The organism is Pseudovibrio sp. Ad46, assembly GCF_001623065.1.
Taxonomy (GTDB): Bacteria; Pseudomonadota; Alphaproteobacteria; order Rhizobiales; family Stappiaceae; genus Pseudovibrio.
Genome location: NZ_LMCG01000049.1, coordinates 243,835 through 259,510 on the forward strand (window position 1 = coordinate 243,835; position 15,676 = coordinate 259,510).

15 protein-coding genes are annotated in these 15,676 nt (G+C 49.2%); all 15 read left to right on the plus strand.

Features of this window, described 5'->3' with window-relative positions; all coding sequences use genetic code 11:
* Window positions 1-35: 35 nt before the first annotated feature.
* A complete protein-coding gene (fliF, locus tag PsAD46_RS14285) occupies window positions 36-1,718 on the plus strand; it encodes a flagellar basal-body MS-ring/collar protein FliF (RefSeq protein ID WP_063293147.1) in 1,683 nt (560 codons plus the stop codon).
* Window positions 1,715-2,347 (plus strand): hypothetical protein, encoded by a 633-nt coding sequence (locus tag PsAD46_RS14290; protein WP_063293146.1) that lies wholly within the window; start codon window positions 1,715-1,717, stop codon window positions 2,345-2,347. The genes fliF and PsAD46_RS14290 overlap by 4 nt, the downstream gene beginning before the upstream one ends.
* Before the next feature lie 5 nt (window positions 2,348-2,352).
* The gene (locus PsAD46_RS14295) at window positions 2,353-4,074 is read left to right on the plus strand and encodes a flagellar motor protein MotB (RefSeq protein ID WP_063307192.1); all 1,722 of its coding nucleotides are present in this window, start codon (window positions 2,353-2,355) and stop codon (window positions 4,072-4,074) included.
* On the plus strand, window positions 4,074-5,312 hold the full coding sequence (locus PsAD46_RS14300; RefSeq protein ID WP_063307193.1) for a hypothetical protein: 1,239 nt from the start codon (window positions 4,074-4,076) through the stop codon (window positions 5,310-5,312). The genes PsAD46_RS14295 and PsAD46_RS14300 overlap by 1 nt, the downstream gene beginning before the upstream one ends.
* Entirely contained in the window at window positions 5,312-6,685 is a 1,374-nt protein-coding gene (locus PsAD46_RS14305) for a flagellar hook-length control protein FliK (RefSeq protein WP_063307194.1), read from the plus strand. Before PsAD46_RS14300 ends, PsAD46_RS14305 begins: the two co-directional genes overlap by 1 nt.
* Complete coding sequence (locus PsAD46_RS14310) at window positions 6,642-7,217, plus strand: transglycosylase SLT domain-containing protein (RefSeq protein WP_063307195.1); 576 nt, start codon at window positions 6,642-6,644, stop codon at window positions 7,215-7,217. Before PsAD46_RS14305 ends, PsAD46_RS14310 begins: the two co-directional genes overlap by 44 nt.
* Before the next feature lie 89 nt (window positions 7,218-7,306).
* Window positions 7,307-8,509 carry a flagellar hook protein FlgE gene (locus PsAD46_RS14315; RefSeq protein ID WP_063293144.1) on the plus strand — a complete coding sequence of 401 codons (1,203 nt, stop codon included), beginning with the start codon at window positions 7,307-7,309 and terminating at the stop codon, window positions 8,507-8,509.
* Between the two features lie 11 nt (window positions 8,510-8,520).
* On the plus strand, window positions 8,521-9,963 hold the full coding sequence (gene flgK, locus PsAD46_RS14320) for a flagellar hook-associated protein FlgK (RefSeq protein WP_063307196.1): 1,443 nt from the start codon (window positions 8,521-8,523) through the stop codon (window positions 9,961-9,963).
* 2 nt (window positions 9,964-9,965) lie between these two features.
* The gene (locus PsAD46_RS14325) at window positions 9,966-11,051 is read left to right on the plus strand and encodes a flagellar hook-associated family protein (RefSeq protein WP_063293142.1); all 1,086 of its coding nucleotides are present in this window, start codon (window positions 9,966-9,968) and stop codon (window positions 11,049-11,051) included.
* Between the two features lie 37 nt (window positions 11,052-11,088).
* Window positions 11,089-11,436 carry a flagellar biosynthesis regulator FlaF gene (gene flaF, locus PsAD46_RS14330; RefSeq protein WP_063293141.1) on the plus strand — a complete coding sequence of 116 codons (348 nt, stop codon included), beginning with the start codon at window positions 11,089-11,091 and terminating at the stop codon, window positions 11,434-11,436.
* A 15-nt stretch (window positions 11,437-11,451) separates the two neighbouring features.
* Window positions 11,452-11,895, plus strand: a complete 444-nt coding sequence (locus PsAD46_RS14335; protein ID WP_063293140.1) for a flagellar biosynthesis repressor FlbT — start codon at window positions 11,452-11,454, stop codon at window positions 11,893-11,895.
* Window positions 11,896-11,906: 11 nt separating this feature from the next.
* On the plus strand, window positions 11,907-12,407 hold the full coding sequence (gene flgD, locus PsAD46_RS14340; RefSeq protein ID WP_208981850.1) for a flagellar hook assembly protein FlgD: 501 nt from the start codon (window positions 11,907-11,909) through the stop codon (window positions 12,405-12,407).
* Between the two features lie 23 nt (window positions 12,408-12,430).
* Window positions 12,431-12,697: a flagellar biosynthesis protein FliQ gene (fliQ, locus tag PsAD46_RS14345; protein WP_063288348.1), complete on the plus strand. Its 267-nt coding sequence runs from the start codon at window positions 12,431-12,433 to the stop codon at window positions 12,695-12,697.
* A 143-nt stretch (window positions 12,698-12,840) separates the two neighbouring features.
* Window positions 12,841-14,922, plus strand: a complete 2,082-nt coding sequence (gene flhA / locus PsAD46_RS14350; RefSeq protein WP_063293139.1) for a flagellar biosynthesis protein FlhA — start codon at window positions 12,841-12,843, stop codon at window positions 14,920-14,922.
* Complete coding sequence (locus PsAD46_RS14355) at window positions 14,919-15,674, plus strand: flagellar biosynthetic protein FliR (protein ID WP_208981851.1); 756 nt, start codon at window positions 14,919-14,921, stop codon at window positions 15,672-15,674. The genes flhA and PsAD46_RS14355 overlap by 4 nt, the downstream gene beginning before the upstream one ends.
* Window positions 15,675-15,676 lie beyond the last annotated feature (2 nt).

Genomic DNA, 15,676 nt, shown 5'->3' on the forward strand with positions numbered 1-15,676 from the left:
AAGGTAGCGCCATTGATACACCTGCAGAGGTCGCAATGGCAGCTCGTGAAAACGCCGAAAAAATCTATGGTAATCTGGCCGAGTTAGGTGCAAAGCGCCTGATGGTGCTCGCTTTTATTGGGTTATTTACGTTTGTTGCGATTGGCGCAGCAGCATATCTCTTGTCCCGTCCGGAGCAGGAAATTCTCTACGCTAATCTGGAGAGGGACGATGTCACTCAGATCGGCATGGCGTTGCAGGCCAGCGGTGTTCCGTTTGATGTGAACGCAGATGGTACGTCGATTTCAGTCGGTGTTGGCGCAACGGCTCGTGCTCGTATGCTGCTGGCGGAAAAGGGTCTGCCGCGCGGATCGGGTGCAGGTTACGAGCTCTTTGATGAAATGGGTTCCCTGGGGCTGACGTCCTTCATGCAGAGCGTGACCAAAGTCCGTGCTCTTGAAGGTGAAGTTGCTCGCTCAATCCAAAGTATGCAGGGCGTAAAAGCTGCTCGCGTGCATTTGGTTCTTCCGGAAAAAGCAACGTTCAGACGCGAGAACCAAAAACCAACAGCGTCCGTTCTTATTCGCACCGAGGGTGTTCAGACAAACTCGGTTGCGCAATCTATCCGTTACCTTGTTGCAGCTGCCGTTCCGGGTCTTACTGCAGAGGCGGTGACGGTTCTTGATACTGAGGGTCAGCTTCTTGCCGCGGGTGAAGATGCGCAGAGCGCGTCCACTGGCCGTAAGGCAATGTTGGAAGCTGATTTGGCGTCGCGTAAGGAAAATGCGATCCGCCAGGCGCTGGCACCTTATCTCGGTGTAAATAACTTTGAGGTCAGTGTTTCTGCCTCTGTGAATACAGACAATCAAAGGGTTTCCGAAACCTCCTATGATCCCGAGACGCGTGTTGAGCGATCTTTCCGCGTGGTGCGCGAAAATGCGAGCGCTCAAAATGCTAGTCTGGAAAATCCAACCACTGTTGAGCAGAACCTGCCTGAAGAGGCGGTGTCATCGCAATCCGGTGAGCGCTCTTCAGAGGAAAATGAACGCCGTGAAGAGCTGACGAACTACGAAATTTCATCACGCACAGTCGAGACTATCTTTGATGATTATCGTATTGATCGCATGAGCATTGCTGTGCTGGTTAATCGTGATCGTCTTGTTGAGGAATTAGCACGTCGTGTCGAAGGGCAAAAAGGCGATGCTGTTGTTGATGGTGCCGAAGCAGATCTGACCGAAAAGGTCGAAGAGATCGAAGAAATTATCGCAACAGCAGCCGGTGTTGATATCGCGCGCGGCGATAAGGTTTCTGTTTCTGCTGTGAACTTTATGCTGGCTGGTGAGCAGCTCGCTGCAATTCCAGAGCGGACCTGGCAGGATGTGTTGATGCGCAATATGGGATCAGTGGTCAACGCTGGTGCAATCCTTATTGTTACGCTGATGATTATTTGGTTCGGTCTGCGCCCAGCTGTCGCCTTCCTTATTCCTAAATCTGAAGAGGTTGAAGAAGGTTTGCCGGTTGGTGCCAACTCCAACGCTGTTCGTGATGGTGAAATTGAAGGCGAAGATGGCCAGTTGCCAGATTACACAAACGGGGACGGCATGTCTGGTGAAGGCGTTGATGCGACCGTTGTAAACCGTGATAATCTTCGCAAGCTTGAGCGTGCTGTCGAGATGGATGACATGCAGGCTGCAATCATTCTGAAACAGTGGATGTATGATCAGGAGCGTGCTGGATGACACGCGGCATCAACGACTATCTAGCAGACTTTACGACAGATACAGGCGTTACCACCAAAGACCTTCAGGATATGCAGGAAGTGATCTCAATGCTTCCGAAAGGGTATGGCGAAGGTGGGGACTGGGTTAACCGTGTCTTCGAGGCTTATGAAAATGGGTTCTCAGAGGGAGAAGAAGCTGCCAAGTCGGGTGCAGATGAGCGCGTCAAGAAGATGCGTGAAGAATTAGACGTTGAGCTGATCGAGCGAGAAAAAGCATTCAAAGAGGGGGAGGGCGAGAAGTTAAAGGAAGCTTTTCAGCAGTCTCTCGTCGAAATTGAAGACAGACTGTCTAAGGCAGTCTCCGAAATTCTGGTTCCGTTTATCGAAGAGAGCGCACGGGATCGTGCTGTAACTTCATTGGTGCAGGTCGTGCGTCAACAACTCTCTGAAACGCCTGAAGTCGTGCTTGAGGTAACTGGGCCCGAATATTTATTTGATTTGTTCGGCAAAAAAACTGGTGAACTTTCAAACACAATTAAATTTTCTGAAAACTCCAGCACTGATCTCGTGGTGAAGGTGTCTGACATGGCGCTTTCCACCGGCCTATCGGAATGGTGCGAGGAGCTTCGCAGTACGCTGGGAGAGTAGTAGCCATGGCGTTGGAACCACAAGAACTGATTATCGTTCGCAGGCGTAACAGCGACATGATCACCGTCCCTAAGTCTGGTGTTTGGAAGATTGCTTATGCAGATTTTGCAACTGCGATGATGGCATTCTTCCTTCTCATGTGGTTGGTCAATGCATCCGATGAGGCTTCTCAGCGCGGTATTGCAAGTTACTTCAATCCGATCAAACTAGTAGATTCTACCGCAAGCCCAAAGGGTATTCGAGATCCCGAAGAAACGCCGTCGATTACTGATAGCGATGAAGGTGTCGATGATGGTAAGCCTATAGGTGCTGGCGGTACGGAGAAAAAGGGCCCAACATCAGGTGGTGGCGCAGACAGGCCAGAACCTGTTTCCGATCGGGAGACCGGTGAGAATTCAAAACTCGCTGGTGCGAACGCCGAAGATGGTGGTGTTAAGCCAATCAATGCCATTAGTCGTGATTATGAGCGTGATGCCCGCTACAGCGAAGCACAGCTTTTTGATAACCCTTATGCAATCCTTGCTGCGCTCGCTGCAGAAGCAGAATCTACTGTCGAGACAGACGGCTCACCTGGAACAGGTGGTTTAGGCTCGCTCAAGATGGCGAAGACCCCAGTTCTCTTTGCACTTCCTAACCGTGATCCAGATGGGCAAGGTTTGGCTGACGGAACCAGTTTCCGCGATCCGTTCGATCCCTCTGGTTGGCAAGAAGATGAACTGCCTGGAAATGCTCCTTTACTTGCTCAAATTCCGATCCTTCATGAAAAAGAAGAAGGTATTCCGGCGAATGAGTTGACCGCAGAGCAAATCAAAGTCTTGGAAGAAGCTTCCGAACTGGCGCGTGGAGGTAAGAGCCTTCCGGCAGTTTCGGGCGAGGCGTCCGCTGAGAATTCAGTGATTGTAATCGGTGATGCTCCAGACGGTAAAGGTGAGAGTTTTGCCGAGGGAGAAATTCTGAAGCAGCTTGCTCAGAGTCAGGCAGACGCAGATGGCGAAGATGCTGTGATGACGCGCCTTGTTTTCGCTGAAGTGAAAGCAGGAACAGCTGCCGCTGACGATGCAGAACAGGAAGTTCCGACACTGATCGAGGACGCTGAGGAAATTCAGAAAAACGCCAGCATGAAGGTTGATATAAAGCAGCCTGATCTTGTTACAGAGTCAGTTGAACCGGCTGATGCCAAGCTTGAAGCTGTTGCAGTAATGCCTGCCGCAAAGCCTATAGAGCCATCTCAGAAGTCCGAATCTGGCGATGATGAGGACGACGAAGGCAATAAACAGCTGGTCTCTCTGGCGAACTCAGTTGGTGAAGCACTTGAAGGAATGAAAACCGGAGCGAGCATTGAATTCACGCATTCTCAAGATGGTGTGCTGATCCGCATCATGGACAATGACGACTTTGGAATGTTCGCTGTCGGGTCCTCTGAACCTCATCCGGATGTTGTGAAAGCGATGGAGCAGATTGCGAAGGTTCTTGAAGAAGAGAACGGTGAGATCGTCATTCGCGGTCATACAGATGCACGGCCATTTAAATCCAAGCGTAACGACAACTGGCGCCTGTCAACGGCTCGTGCCCACATGGCTTATTTCATGCTCACTCGGGGTGGTTTGGATGAAAACCGTATCGTAGGCATTGAAGGCTATGCAGACCGCCGTCTGAAGGACGTCGAAGAGCCATACGCTCCTCAGAACCGCCGCATTGAAATTATGCTGATGAAAGGGAAGGCTTGATGCTGGTTAGCGCTGCAAGAAAAGCTGGAACTTCGCTCCTGAGGTCTGGACTACTGACCACTGCGCTGATTTTGGCTGCAAGTCCTGTTGCGATAAACCTTCAGCCAGCATCGGCTCAGATGGTGTCGACAGCAGATCCTGATCTTATGGTTCTGGAGCTGCAGATTCTTCAAGATGAGATCATTAAAGGGAATCTGGAAGCTTACAACTTGCTGCAACCTTCTCTCATTGTGATTGGCCGTCGGTTCCTTCGGCTGGATCCTGAGATTTGGAAGTTGGAGAAAAACTCACGTGCTGCTGTGTCATTTATGCTCAGTGGCGGATCCGGGTCAGTTTTTCAGGAGCTTGCGGTTCAGGGGGTGAAGTTTACAGGTGATCCAAACCTGTTTGCCGGCGCCATGGCCTATTCGCAAGGCAATCGCCAAATGGCGTTGAACTTGTTGTTAAAGGTCGATCCAATAACGCTTCCGGTAGCTGTTGCAGGTCAGGTGGCTCTCGCGCAGGCGATCTTGATTTCCAATAATGACCCGGCAGGCGCACAGCGTTATTTTGATCTTGCGCGCTTGATGATGCCTGGGACGCTTGTGGAAGAGAGCGCATTGCGCAGACAAGCGCCAATGGTTGCAGAGCTGGGCGATACAGAAAAGTTCGAGAGACTGTCTCGTCGGTATCTGTTCCAATATAGCTCCTCTGTATTTGCCTCTGAATTTCGGGACACGGTCGCTGATGTGATCAGCGGTTCTGATTACCTGAAGCAAGAAGATGAGTGGGACCGCGTGTTCCAACTGGTATCGGAGTTTGACGAGGAATCTCAAAGCATCCTTCTCCTTCGCCTCGCCAAAGCTGCTTTGATCAGTGGTAATACCGCTTTTGCAGTTAAAGGAAGCGCCGCATTTCTTGAGCTGAATTCAGATGATGCAGAGCGTGTGAGTGAAGCCAAGCTTTACCTTTCAGCCGCCAAAGCTTCTGGTGAAGAGTGGGAACAGGCAATCTCTGGTTTGGTTGAGGTAAAGGCTGCAGACTTAAGTGCAGGTAATCAATTGATCCAGGCTGCTGCAATCGCTATGGCAAATACAATTCGAGAATGGCCACAGCCAGAAACGCCTGCTGCCTCCGAGTATGTCCCTTACGTTCCACACGTTGGGCTGGATGAGAAGCTTTATGACACTGAAGTGTTAGTCCCATTTAAAAACGCACTAAACGATGCAGATGAAGCACTGAAAGAGGCCGAGTTTTGATGAATGCAACTCTTCCCAATGTAGATCGTAGTGCTTCTGCTAAAGATGCAGCAGATACTCGTAAAGATTTCGCTCGTGCCGAAAAAGATGATCGTGCGAACGGGTTTGATAAGGTCATCGATAAAGTTCGCGATGACAAAAAAATACCGGATCGCCGAGATACTTCTAACGAGAAAAAAGATACAAAATCTGCATCAACAGAGACTAAGTCTGATAAGGGCGAGGCTGATGCTTCAGAAGCTCTCAAAGACCTTTTGAAAAAAGCTGGCGCAGGTTCATCTGACGCCGATGAAGTCGACGAAACTGTTGCGAAAGGTGAGGCTGAAGCCGCTCAAAAGGCTTCAAGCGCTGCAGAATTGCTTACGGATGAGTTGTTGGCCAAGCAGCTTGTCGTTAATGCAGCAATGACAGCTGAGCAAAAAGCTGGATTGCAGATGAGTTCAATGACCGGCCTTGCTAATATGAGCGGATCCGCCGTTACCAGTCGAGATGGGACGATGGCTCAGGTTCTGAACGCGTTAAGTTCAAAAGAGTTGAAGGCCTTGAGCGGCGAGGCCGATGCGAAATCGGGTACCGCGAAAACGAGTGGAACTGCTCAGGGGCAGGGTGCCTCAGAAGTAGGCAGTCTTAAGTCTGCTAATGCTGGCCCAAAGCTCGAAGGTAGCGGTGCAATCAACTTGCCTCAGGCAGAAGGAAATGCAACCGGAGCTAAGCAGCTATCAGCTGACTTTCTGCTAAAGCAAGGCAAATCGCAACCAGACGCCTCTATAAACCAGAATGCTGGCAAGCCTGCAGTGGGCGGTGAAGTTAAAGTGGTCAGTCTTGAGACACACCTTCCACCTGCTGAGTTGGGGCGTCCTGCGCAACAGGTCGCCAGTGCTTTGTCCAAGCAACTCTCTCAGGCGGCATCTGCAGCAAATACAGCTCAGGAGTTGGCAGCTCAAGCTGCTGATGCAAAAGCGGCAAAGCCTGTTAAATCGCTCGAGATCCAGCTGCGGCCGGACAATCTTGGTGCTGTTCGTGCAAATATCCAAATGCGCGGTGGTGAGTTGGAAATCTCTCTTGTTACGAACACCCGGGAAGCAGCAGATATGCTGAAGGGTGATCGACAGGCATTGGCACGTGTTCTGCAAGATGCTGGTTATCGCACTGAGACACAAAACATCACCGTCAACTTCAAAGAGGAAGTCTCTGATCAAATGCGTCAGCCTGGGCAAAATCAGGAACGGTTCGGTCGGGGAGAGAATTCTGATGGAGATAGCGGTGAAGCTGGGGCTCAGCAAAGCTGGGACGACCAACCACATGCGGATCATGCCGGGGTAGGGCAGAATGAAGCGGACGCTCAAGATATTCGCAGCGGCATCTATTTGTAGTCTGATAGCACTCTCTGCGCAGGCGGCTGGAAAGAAGAAGGCCATCCGCCCGTGTGAGCGTCAGATGCAGGAAGCAGCACAGCAATACGACGTGCCGCTTGGGATCCTTTATGCGGTTGGTCTGACTGAGACAGGCCGCAAAAATTCATTACATCCCTATGCTCTCAATATTGCTGGCAAGGCCTACTTCGCCGACAGCGCAACAGAAGCGCTCGCTGCGATTAAGAGATCGCGAAATCGGGGTGTGAAACTGATTGATGTTGGCTGTATGCAGATCAACATTTACTACCATCTCAGTAAGTTCTCCGATCTCCGTGCAATGCTCGATCCTTCGCAAAATGTTGCTTATGCAGCAAGATTCCTCTCTGAGTTGAAGCAGCGCGAGAAGAGCTGGACCATGGCCGTCGCCAGGTACCATGCCGGGCCAAACAACAACCCTGCACAAAAGCGTTATGTATGCCGCGTGATCAAAAATATCGTCGCGTCCGGTTACGGGCGATGGACGCCGAACTCATTAAAATTTTGTAAATAATTCAACAGGTTTCGGGTCAGGCTCAGACAAGATTAACAAGCTTTACTGCCACGAGTTAATTTTGCAATTGATGTAGCCAGGAGCACACCATGGGCCTCTACGGAATTATGAATACCAGCGTGTCAGGTATGAACGCGCAGTCGAACAAACTCTCAACTGTCGCAGACAATATCTCAAACGCGAACACCGTAGGCTACAAACGCTACAAAACAGCATTCTCCTCCCTTGTTGGTTCTGGTAGTAGCTCTGGTCATGAATCCGGCATCGTGAACACAACCGTTGTTCAGTCCGTCCGCCAACAAGGCGCCTTCAACTTCACCTCCCGCGGTACCGATCTCGCGATCAACGGCAAGGGTTTCTTCCAGGTGCAAGATTCTCAAGGAAGTACTTACTTCACGCGTGCAGGTGACTTTGTTCTCGACAAAAACGGCCAGATGGTGAACTCAGGAGGGTATAAACTTCTCTCTGCAGGTGGAGCTCCGGTTACTGTCGATTTGAATACTCCGGTTTGGCAGGCGAGTACAACAGGTGAGCTAGGAGTGAATTTGGCTTCTAGTACTGCCGTTCGGGCAGGTCCTTTTGGGCTGCCAACCAACTTTGACTACAAGACATCTGTAAGTACTTTTGATCAAAACGGTAATGCTGTAAAGATTGATCTTGTTTATTCCAAGACTGATCAGAATATGACTGGCACTACAGTAGATGATTCAACTTGGAAAGTTCAGGCTTATAGTACAACTACCCCGCCTGTTGAACTGGCTGATGTTGATTTGGTCTTTGATGGCTCAGGAAACCTTATGGAAGGTGCAACGCCTTCACCGACTGAGTTAGCATTTACAGTGCCAAATGGCGATACACTAACACTTGACCTTAGTAAAACAGTGACTGCTGGCGATAAGTTCAGTGTTAATAAAGTTGATATCGATGGTTACGGTCCATCGACTATCAAGAATATTCGAATTGAGTCTGATGGTCGTGTCTTTGGGGTTTATGAAGGAAGTGCTGAGAAGTTATTGGATCAAATCCAAATCGTAAACTTCTCAAATCCGGATGGTTTGCAAGCAAAAAGCGGTAATGTTTACGCGGCAACCGATGCGTCGGGTGATCCAGCGGTCGGCTTCCCGGGAGATAACGGGTTCGGTACGCTTTACTCAGGAGCTGTAGAAGGATCAAATGTTGATCTGGCGGCTGAGTTGACTGAGATGGTTCAAGCGCAGCGCACCTATAGCGCGAACACGAAAGTGTTCAACGCAAGTTCTGAATTGCTCCAAGAGCTGAATAACTTACGTTAAGGGCGCGCGATATGTCTCTTACTTCTGCAATGCTTACAGCGCAATCGTCCATCGCAGCTCGTTCGGCTGAAATGGCGATTGCTTCCCGCAATGTCGCTAATGTCAATAATCCTGGATACTCGCGCCAAGAAGCAGTTGTTCAGAATATTGTAAGCGACACAGGTTCTGTTGTTTATGTTTCTCATGCGTCGCGGATGGTTAATCAGGCGGCATTTAAGGCAACTTTAAAGACTGGAAGCGCAGCTGTCGCATCTGGTTCCTATGCCAATATGCTTAATCAGCTTAACCCTTCAGGGCAGGTGCCTTTCGGTACTACTGTTTCATCTGGAGTTGGGGAGTTGGGTGAAACACTTGTTTCATACAGTAATGATCCAGCTAACCAGGTTCTTGGTCAGTCGGTCATTAACTCCGCAAATGCATTGGTCGATGATTTAAAGCAATCTTCAGAGGCGTTAAAAGAAACTCGTCTAGAAGCTGATGCAGCGATGGGTCGTGCCGTCGACAATATTAATAAGATTTTATCAGACTTAGAGGGTGTAAATTCTAAGATTGTGACGGGTTCTAATGCTGGGCAGGACGTAAATAGTCTCATGGATCAGCGGGATGAAATGCTGCGGGTTCTCTCGGAAGAGATTGGCATTACCGTTCTTGATCAGAATGATAACGGCGTAGCCGTTTACACGGATAGTGGTGTCACTCTTTTTGAAAAGGCTCCACGAGAAGTCTCCTTTGATACTTCGCTTTCACTTGGGTCTGGTGAGGTTGGGAAAAATATTTTAGTCGATGGAATTGCTGTAGCTGGACCAGGTGCAACAATGCCAGTGTCTGGGGGAGCAGTTGCTGGTTATGCAAAAATTCGCGACGATACTCTCGTTACAATGCAAACTCAGCTCGATGAGACTGCTAATGCATTAGTTGATGCTTTTCAGGAAAAAGAACCTACCCCAGGAGTGGGGTCAGGTGACGGATTGTTTACATTTGCAGTGGGGGGCGGAGACCTAATTAGTCGGTTAAAGGTTCATGCTGCCGTAGATCCCGCTCAGGGGGGGGATGTCAAGCTGTTGCGTGATGGTGGTATCAACGGTGCAACGTTTAAACATAATACTAACGATAGTGCAGGGTATTCAGACCTTTTAAGGGGTTATGAAACAGCTTTGAACAAAGAACGCACCTTTGCAACTTCTGCAGGAGTTAATCCAACTTCAACTCTGAAAGACTTCGCAGCTAACACTGTAAGTTGGTTCAGCGCTGAGCGGAAAATGGCGACAGAGACTTCTACGCTTGATGCCTCAGCTTTTAGCTCAAATGCGCAAATGCTTTCCAACAAAACTGGCGTCAATCTTGATACTGAGATGCAGCGCTTATTGACGATCGAGACAGCCTACTCAGCTTCTGCTCGGTTGATGTCGACGGTTGATAATATGTTCAAGGAACTGCTCGGAGCTGTAAGATAGTCATGGTATATTCTGTTTCAACACTTTCAAGTTCGCTTCGCCTCACGGATTATCTTATCGATCATCGTGCCCGGTTGGATAAGGCTGTGATCGAAAATGCTTCAGAAAAGCATGCCGATATCGGCTTGGCGTTAGGCGCACAAACTGGATTAACCACTTCGTTCCGTACAGAACATTCCCAGCTCGTGAGTCAGTTGGATACGAACCATCAATTGGTATCTCGGCTGGATGTTATGCAAACTGGTTTGGATAACATCCATAAAAATGGGTCTGAGTTCCGATCCAATCTGATTGCGCTCAAGCAGAACTCGGAGTCTCTCAAAACAGCCTCTGGTCTTGCTCGAACGGAACTGGGAAAACTATCAAACGCGCTAAACTCTAACGTTGGCGGTGTTTACGTGTTTGGTGGAATTAACACGGGAACGGCACCGCTTCGAGACTTTGAGCATGTATCTGATCCAACCGATCCGTTAGATCCACTGGGTCCTGAAGAGGCAATCAAAGGGGCATTTAACACTCACTTTGGTCTGACGATTGGTTTAGATGCCGATGCTGCAGACATTAAGGATTTGTCTGCAGCGGACTGGGAAGGCTTCTTAGATAGTAGCGATTTTAATGACATTTTCGATGCTAACTGGTCGCCAACGTGGTCCTCTGCGACTGGTCCCGATGAGACAATGACTGCGACAATCGGTAATGGTGTCACGACAAAAGGCTCAGGCTCTGCGAATGAAGATGCATTCAAGCAGATGGCAAAAGGCTATTCGATGATTGCTGTTTTCGGTGGCTTGGATATTCAGAAAGACGCTGAAGTTTTGATAGCTGATCGCGCGATTGATAACTTAAATCAGGCGACGGGTGGAGCAATCGATCTTGAGGCAAATGTGGGTGCAATAAAGGCCAATGTAGAGCGAACGAATACGGATATTGAAGCTAAGAAAGATGTACTCAATCTTCGCATTAATGATTTAGAAAATGTAGATCCTAATCGCGCAGCTGTTGAGTTGAGTATGGCGCAGACGCAGCTTGAAACGACGTACGCGATTACCGCAAAAATCCAAAATCTCAATATTATGAAGTATTTGTAAGAGCGTAAGCAAACAAGAATACTTTTGGGAGCACTGAATGTATCAGATGTCATATGCGGAAACGCTTGAGGACTCTTCTGAAGATAGAAGAGGGCAGGAGCGTGAGTTGTTTGCTCTTGTAATTGCCCAGCTTCATGCCGGAAAAGAGCACGGAAGTAGTTCAAGTGAGGGTGCTCAGGCGTTGACCTCAGTGCATCGACTGTGGAGCATACTCATTGATGATCTTGGAAACTCAGAGAATGCACTTCCTGCTGAATTGCGCGCTGATTTAATTTCGATTGGGATTTGGTGTGTGAAACAAGCAGATCTGATCCGAACTGGTAACTCCGATGATTTTCAAGGGCTTATTGAAATAAACGAACTCGTCAGAGATGGCCTTAGTTAAGTAAGAGGATTTAGAATGCGTTTGCACCTAAAAGCTGGTGAGAAGGTCTTTATTAATGGCGCTGTTCTGTCATTTGAACAGAAAACATCGGTAAAGCTCCTAAATGACGCGAGTTTTCTTCTTGAGGCTTATGTCATGCAGCTCGAAGAAACAACAACACCTCTGCGGCAGTTGTACTTTTTTATTCAAAGCGCGCTGATCGATCCCAAGACGGAGTTAGACAGTCTTCAACGAGCTCTGCTTTTATTGGCATCTATTCGCAAAGCCGTAGAGAATATTGACATTCTTGAGGGCCTTGAAATGGTCGAAGCAAAAATCAACAAACGCCGCTACTTTGATGCACTTCGCACGCTGAAGAAGCTTTTTGAGATCGAGATGGCGATCTGGTCCGAAAAGCAAGAGGATGATCAGCCCGAAACAGTTGTTATGCCGTTTGCGCGTGCAGTTGGCGAGAATTAAAGGACAAAAACATGAGTGTTGATCCAGTATCTTCCGCAAATACTACTCAAAACAATGAACCTGTCTTCAAGCCGCAGGGCAGTGAGCAAGCTTACTTAGATTACAATGCGTTTCTAATGCTGTTCATGGAGTCTCTTAAGAGCCAGGATCCGACAGATCCGTTGGATACTGCTGAGTATATGGGCCAGTTGGCGCAGTTCTCCGCTGTGGAGCAGTCTACTAAAACAAACTCGCATCTGACATCCATGCTTCAGCAGAATTCCATCAATCAAGCCAACAATCTGATCGGTGCGACGGTTGAGGTGCCGAATGCGGATGGTACAGAAACCATGACTGGTAAAATCAAGTCCGTTCAGATCCTTACAGATGGCTCGATTGCAACGTTGGAAGACGGGACAAAAGTAGCTCTGGTGCCTGGTATCCAGATTTCTCGTCCTGCACCTGCTGCGACGACTGACACTGACACGCCTGCTGATACCGACACTCCTGACGAGTCTGATGCTACATCTTAATGGTGAAGTGAGATCATAAAGCAATGAATGAGGCAGATGCACTCGATATTGTGCGTACCGCAATTTGGACTGTGATTACAGCAACTGGTCCCGCCGTTGGTGGGGCCATGTTTGTTGGTTTGATTATCGCTCTGTTTCAAGCGCTCACACAAATTCAGGAAATGACACTTACGTTCATTCCGAAGATTGTTGTGATTTTTATTTTAATTGCCATGACTGGCCCGTATATCGGCTCCCAGATATTCTCGTTGACCGAGATGGTCTACGGACGCATCGAATACGGGTTTTAAACCTGCTTTTTCAGGTTTGCCGCAATAAGCAAGGAGGGGATAGCTCACGTTGATTTCCCTCCAGGCCACCCTCACACAAGCTTCCTTCTCCAATGTTTCGGCCTAAGTAGCGCAGTATGCTTATACCGAATTGAAGGGTGCGAATGTCTCAGACAGTGACGGGAATTGCTGCTCCAAACAGCAAACGTGATATTGGATTTGCAGTCGGAATTATCTTCATTCTGTCTGTGCTATTTCTTCCCATGCCAACGTTTATGATCGATTTCGGCCTTGCAATATCAGTTGCATTATCGGTTTTGATCCTGATGGTTTCGCTCTGGATCCAGCGTCCCTTAGAGTTTTCCTCATTCCCAACCATTTTGTTGATCGCGACCATGCTTCGGCTTGCGCTGAACATTGCGACAACGCGCGTTATTCTGGCAAACGGCCATGAAGGTCCGCTCGCCGCTGGGTATGTGATCAACGGCTTTTCTCAGTTTGTCATGAGCGGTGACTTTGTCATCGGCCTCATCGTCTTTGCGATCCTTGTAACGGTGAACTTTTTGGTGATCACCAAAGGTGCAAGTCGTATCGCGGAAGTTGGTGCACGTTTTACCCTTGATGGTATTCCCGGCAAGCAGATGGCTATTGATGCCGATCTGTCTGCTGGTATGATTGATGACAAGGAAGCGCAGCACAGACGTGCAGAGCTGGAAGAGGAAAGCTCCTTCTTTGGTGCCATGGACGGCGCCTCGAAGTTCGTGCGCGGTGATGCTGTCGCTGGATTGATCATCACCGTTGTGAATATTTTGGGTGGTATCGTTATTGGCGTTACACGCTACAACATGGACTTAGCTGAAGCTGCCGACGTTTTCACGAAACTGTCTGTTGGTGATGGTCTTGTTTCACAGATTCCGGCGCTGATCGTGTCTCTTGCAGCAGGTCTTCTTGTCTCGAAAGGTGGGACCAGAGGGTCAGCTGAGCAAGCTGTAATGGGGCAGCTGGCAGGGTATCCGCGCGCGCTCGCTGTCGCGTCACTCCTGCTATTGTTACTGTCGCTACTTCCAGGCCTCCCATTCCTGCCCTTTGTGGTCCTGGGGGGCATCTTTGGATTTGCTGCCTATATTATTCCCAAAAGGGTGCAAGAGGCTCAAGCCGAACTTGCTAAAGCCGAGCTGCAAAAAGTTGAGATGCAGAAGGAAGTCAAGAAAGAGTCCGTGAAGGACAGTCTTGAACTTTCTGAAATTGAGATGCGTCTTGGCAAGCAGCTCACGGCCCGTCTTTTGGCAGCAAAGCCTGAAATTGGAAACCGCATCAACAAGATGCGTAAGAAGTTTGCTGAGCAATACGGATTTGTGGTTCCGGAGATCAAGGTTACGGATAACCTCAATCTGGAGCCGAAGAGTTACGAGTTCCGTATCCACGGTACGATTGTCGCTTCTGAGAACATCAAAGTTGGTGAACTGATGGTGATCGGTGGCAATCGGGAGCTGCCAGCTCTTCCGGGAACCGAAACCCGCGAACCTGCGTTTGGTATGCAGGCTATGTGGATCCCGACCGCTTTTGAGCATGAAGTAAAACGTCAAGGTTATACGACCGTAGATAACCTTTCAGTTGTGCTGACACATCTGTCTGAAGTGATCAGAAACAACCTGTCACAGCTTCTCTCCTATAAGGATATGCGCAAGCTGTTAGATCGCCTTGATCCGGCTTACACACGCCTGATCGATGATATCTGCCCGCAACATATCTCATACTCTGGCTTGCAGGCCGTGCTTAAGCTGCTGCTTGCAGAGCGTATCTCCATTCGAAATCTGTCATTGATCATGGAAGCGATTGCGGAGATCGCACCTCATGCACGCAGACCTGAGCAAATTGCTGATCACGTGCGCATTCGCATGGCGACACAAATTTGTGGTGATATTGCCGGAGATGGGAGCCTCAAAGTGCTCCGTCTGGGGAACCGCTGGGACCTTGCATTCCATCAGGCACTTCGCCGCGACGCAAATGGTGAAGTCATTGAGTTCGATATGGAGCCTTCGCAGGTTGAAGAATTCGCAAAAGACAGCGCTGAAGTTATTCGCGAGCATATCTCTTCAGGTCAGCGATTTGCTGTCGTCGTTGCTCCGGAAGCACGTCAGTACGTGCGCATGATCACTGAACGTATGTTCCCCGCACTGCCAATTCTCTCTCATATGGAAGTGGCCCGCGGCGTTGATATCGAGGCATTGGGATCAATTTCGTGACCTTGGAAAATGCTCCTGAGGCAATCCTAAGTGTCTTCGTGGTCTTTTGCCGCGTCGGAGCATGCCTCATGGCCATGCCGGGTTTTTCGTCGCCACGTGTGATGATCCGTGTTCGCTTGTTTATAGCAATATCTGCAACCCTGGCGATCTCTCCTCTCATATTGGAGGTGGTTGAGCCGATCATCTCAGCTGCGCCTTTGGATGAGTTGCTGCGCATCATTTTTGTTGAACTGTTGATCGGACTGTTGATCGCAGCATTCGGACGAGCCTTCTTCGGAATGCTTCAGATGATGATTGGTGCGGCGGCGAATGCCTCCAGCTTCAACCAGCCTGTCGCTATTGTCGAAGAATTTCAGCAACTGCCACCATTGGCATCTTTGGTTACGCTCACCGCAACTGCCATGCTGTTTATTACCGGTGCGCACGCTGATGTCTTTGTCGGACTTGCCGAGAGCTATAAAACAATTCCAGTCGGGGGAGAGTTTGTTCCAGCTGCCGCGGTAGATCAGTTTTCAACCAAGCTCATGCAAGGCCTGTTGCTTGCATTGCGTATTACAAGTCCGTTTTTGATCTACGGTGTTGTTGTGAACCTGACCTTGGGCCTCACCAACAGATTGATGCCTCAGATGCCAGTCTATTTTGTTGCGCTACCTGTTGTTATGATGGGAGGGCTTTTCATCCTCTGGCAGATCATAACTGAGCTGTTGCGCCTGTTCTATGCTGGGCTCGGCGATTGGTTGGTATTGCAGTAAAG

Coding starts and splice junctions, on each gene's coding strand:
- fliF (WP_063293147.1), top strand. CDS start 36: ATGGCAGCTCGTGAAAACGCCGAAAAAATCTATGGTAATCTGGCCGAG.
- PsAD46_RS14290 (WP_063293146.1), top strand. CDS start 1,715: ATGACACGCGGCATCAACGACTATCTAGCAGACTTTACGACAGATACA.
- PsAD46_RS14295 (WP_063307192.1), top strand. CDS start 2,353: ATGGCGTTGGAACCACAAGAACTGATTATCGTTCGCAGGCGTAACAGC.
- PsAD46_RS14300 (WP_063307193.1), top strand. CDS start 4,074: ATGCTGGTTAGCGCTGCAAGAAAAGCTGGAACTTCGCTCCTGAGGTCT.
- PsAD46_RS14305 (WP_063307194.1), top strand. CDS start 5,312: ATGAATGCAACTCTTCCCAATGTAGATCGTAGTGCTTCTGCTAAAGAT.
- PsAD46_RS14310 (WP_063307195.1), top strand. CDS start 6,642: ATGAAGCGGACGCTCAAGATATTCGCAGCGGCATCTATTTGTAGTCTG.
- PsAD46_RS14315 (WP_063293144.1), top strand. CDS start 7,307: ATGGGCCTCTACGGAATTATGAATACCAGCGTGTCAGGTATGAACGCG.
- flgK (WP_063307196.1), top strand. CDS start 8,521: ATGTCTCTTACTTCTGCAATGCTTACAGCGCAATCGTCCATCGCAGCT.
- PsAD46_RS14325 (WP_063293142.1), top strand. CDS start 9,966: ATGGTATATTCTGTTTCAACACTTTCAAGTTCGCTTCGCCTCACGGAT.
- flaF (WP_063293141.1), top strand. CDS start 11,089: ATGTATCAGATGTCATATGCGGAAACGCTTGAGGACTCTTCTGAAGAT.
- PsAD46_RS14335 (WP_063293140.1), top strand. CDS start 11,452: ATGCGTTTGCACCTAAAAGCTGGTGAGAAGGTCTTTATTAATGGCGCT.
- flgD (WP_208981850.1), top strand. CDS start 11,907: ATGAGTGTTGATCCAGTATCTTCCGCAAATACTACTCAAAACAATGAA.
- fliQ (WP_063288348.1), top strand. CDS start 12,431: ATGAATGAGGCAGATGCACTCGATATTGTGCGTACCGCAATTTGGACT.
- flhA (WP_063293139.1), top strand. CDS start 12,841: ATGTCTCAGACAGTGACGGGAATTGCTGCTCCAAACAGCAAACGTGAT.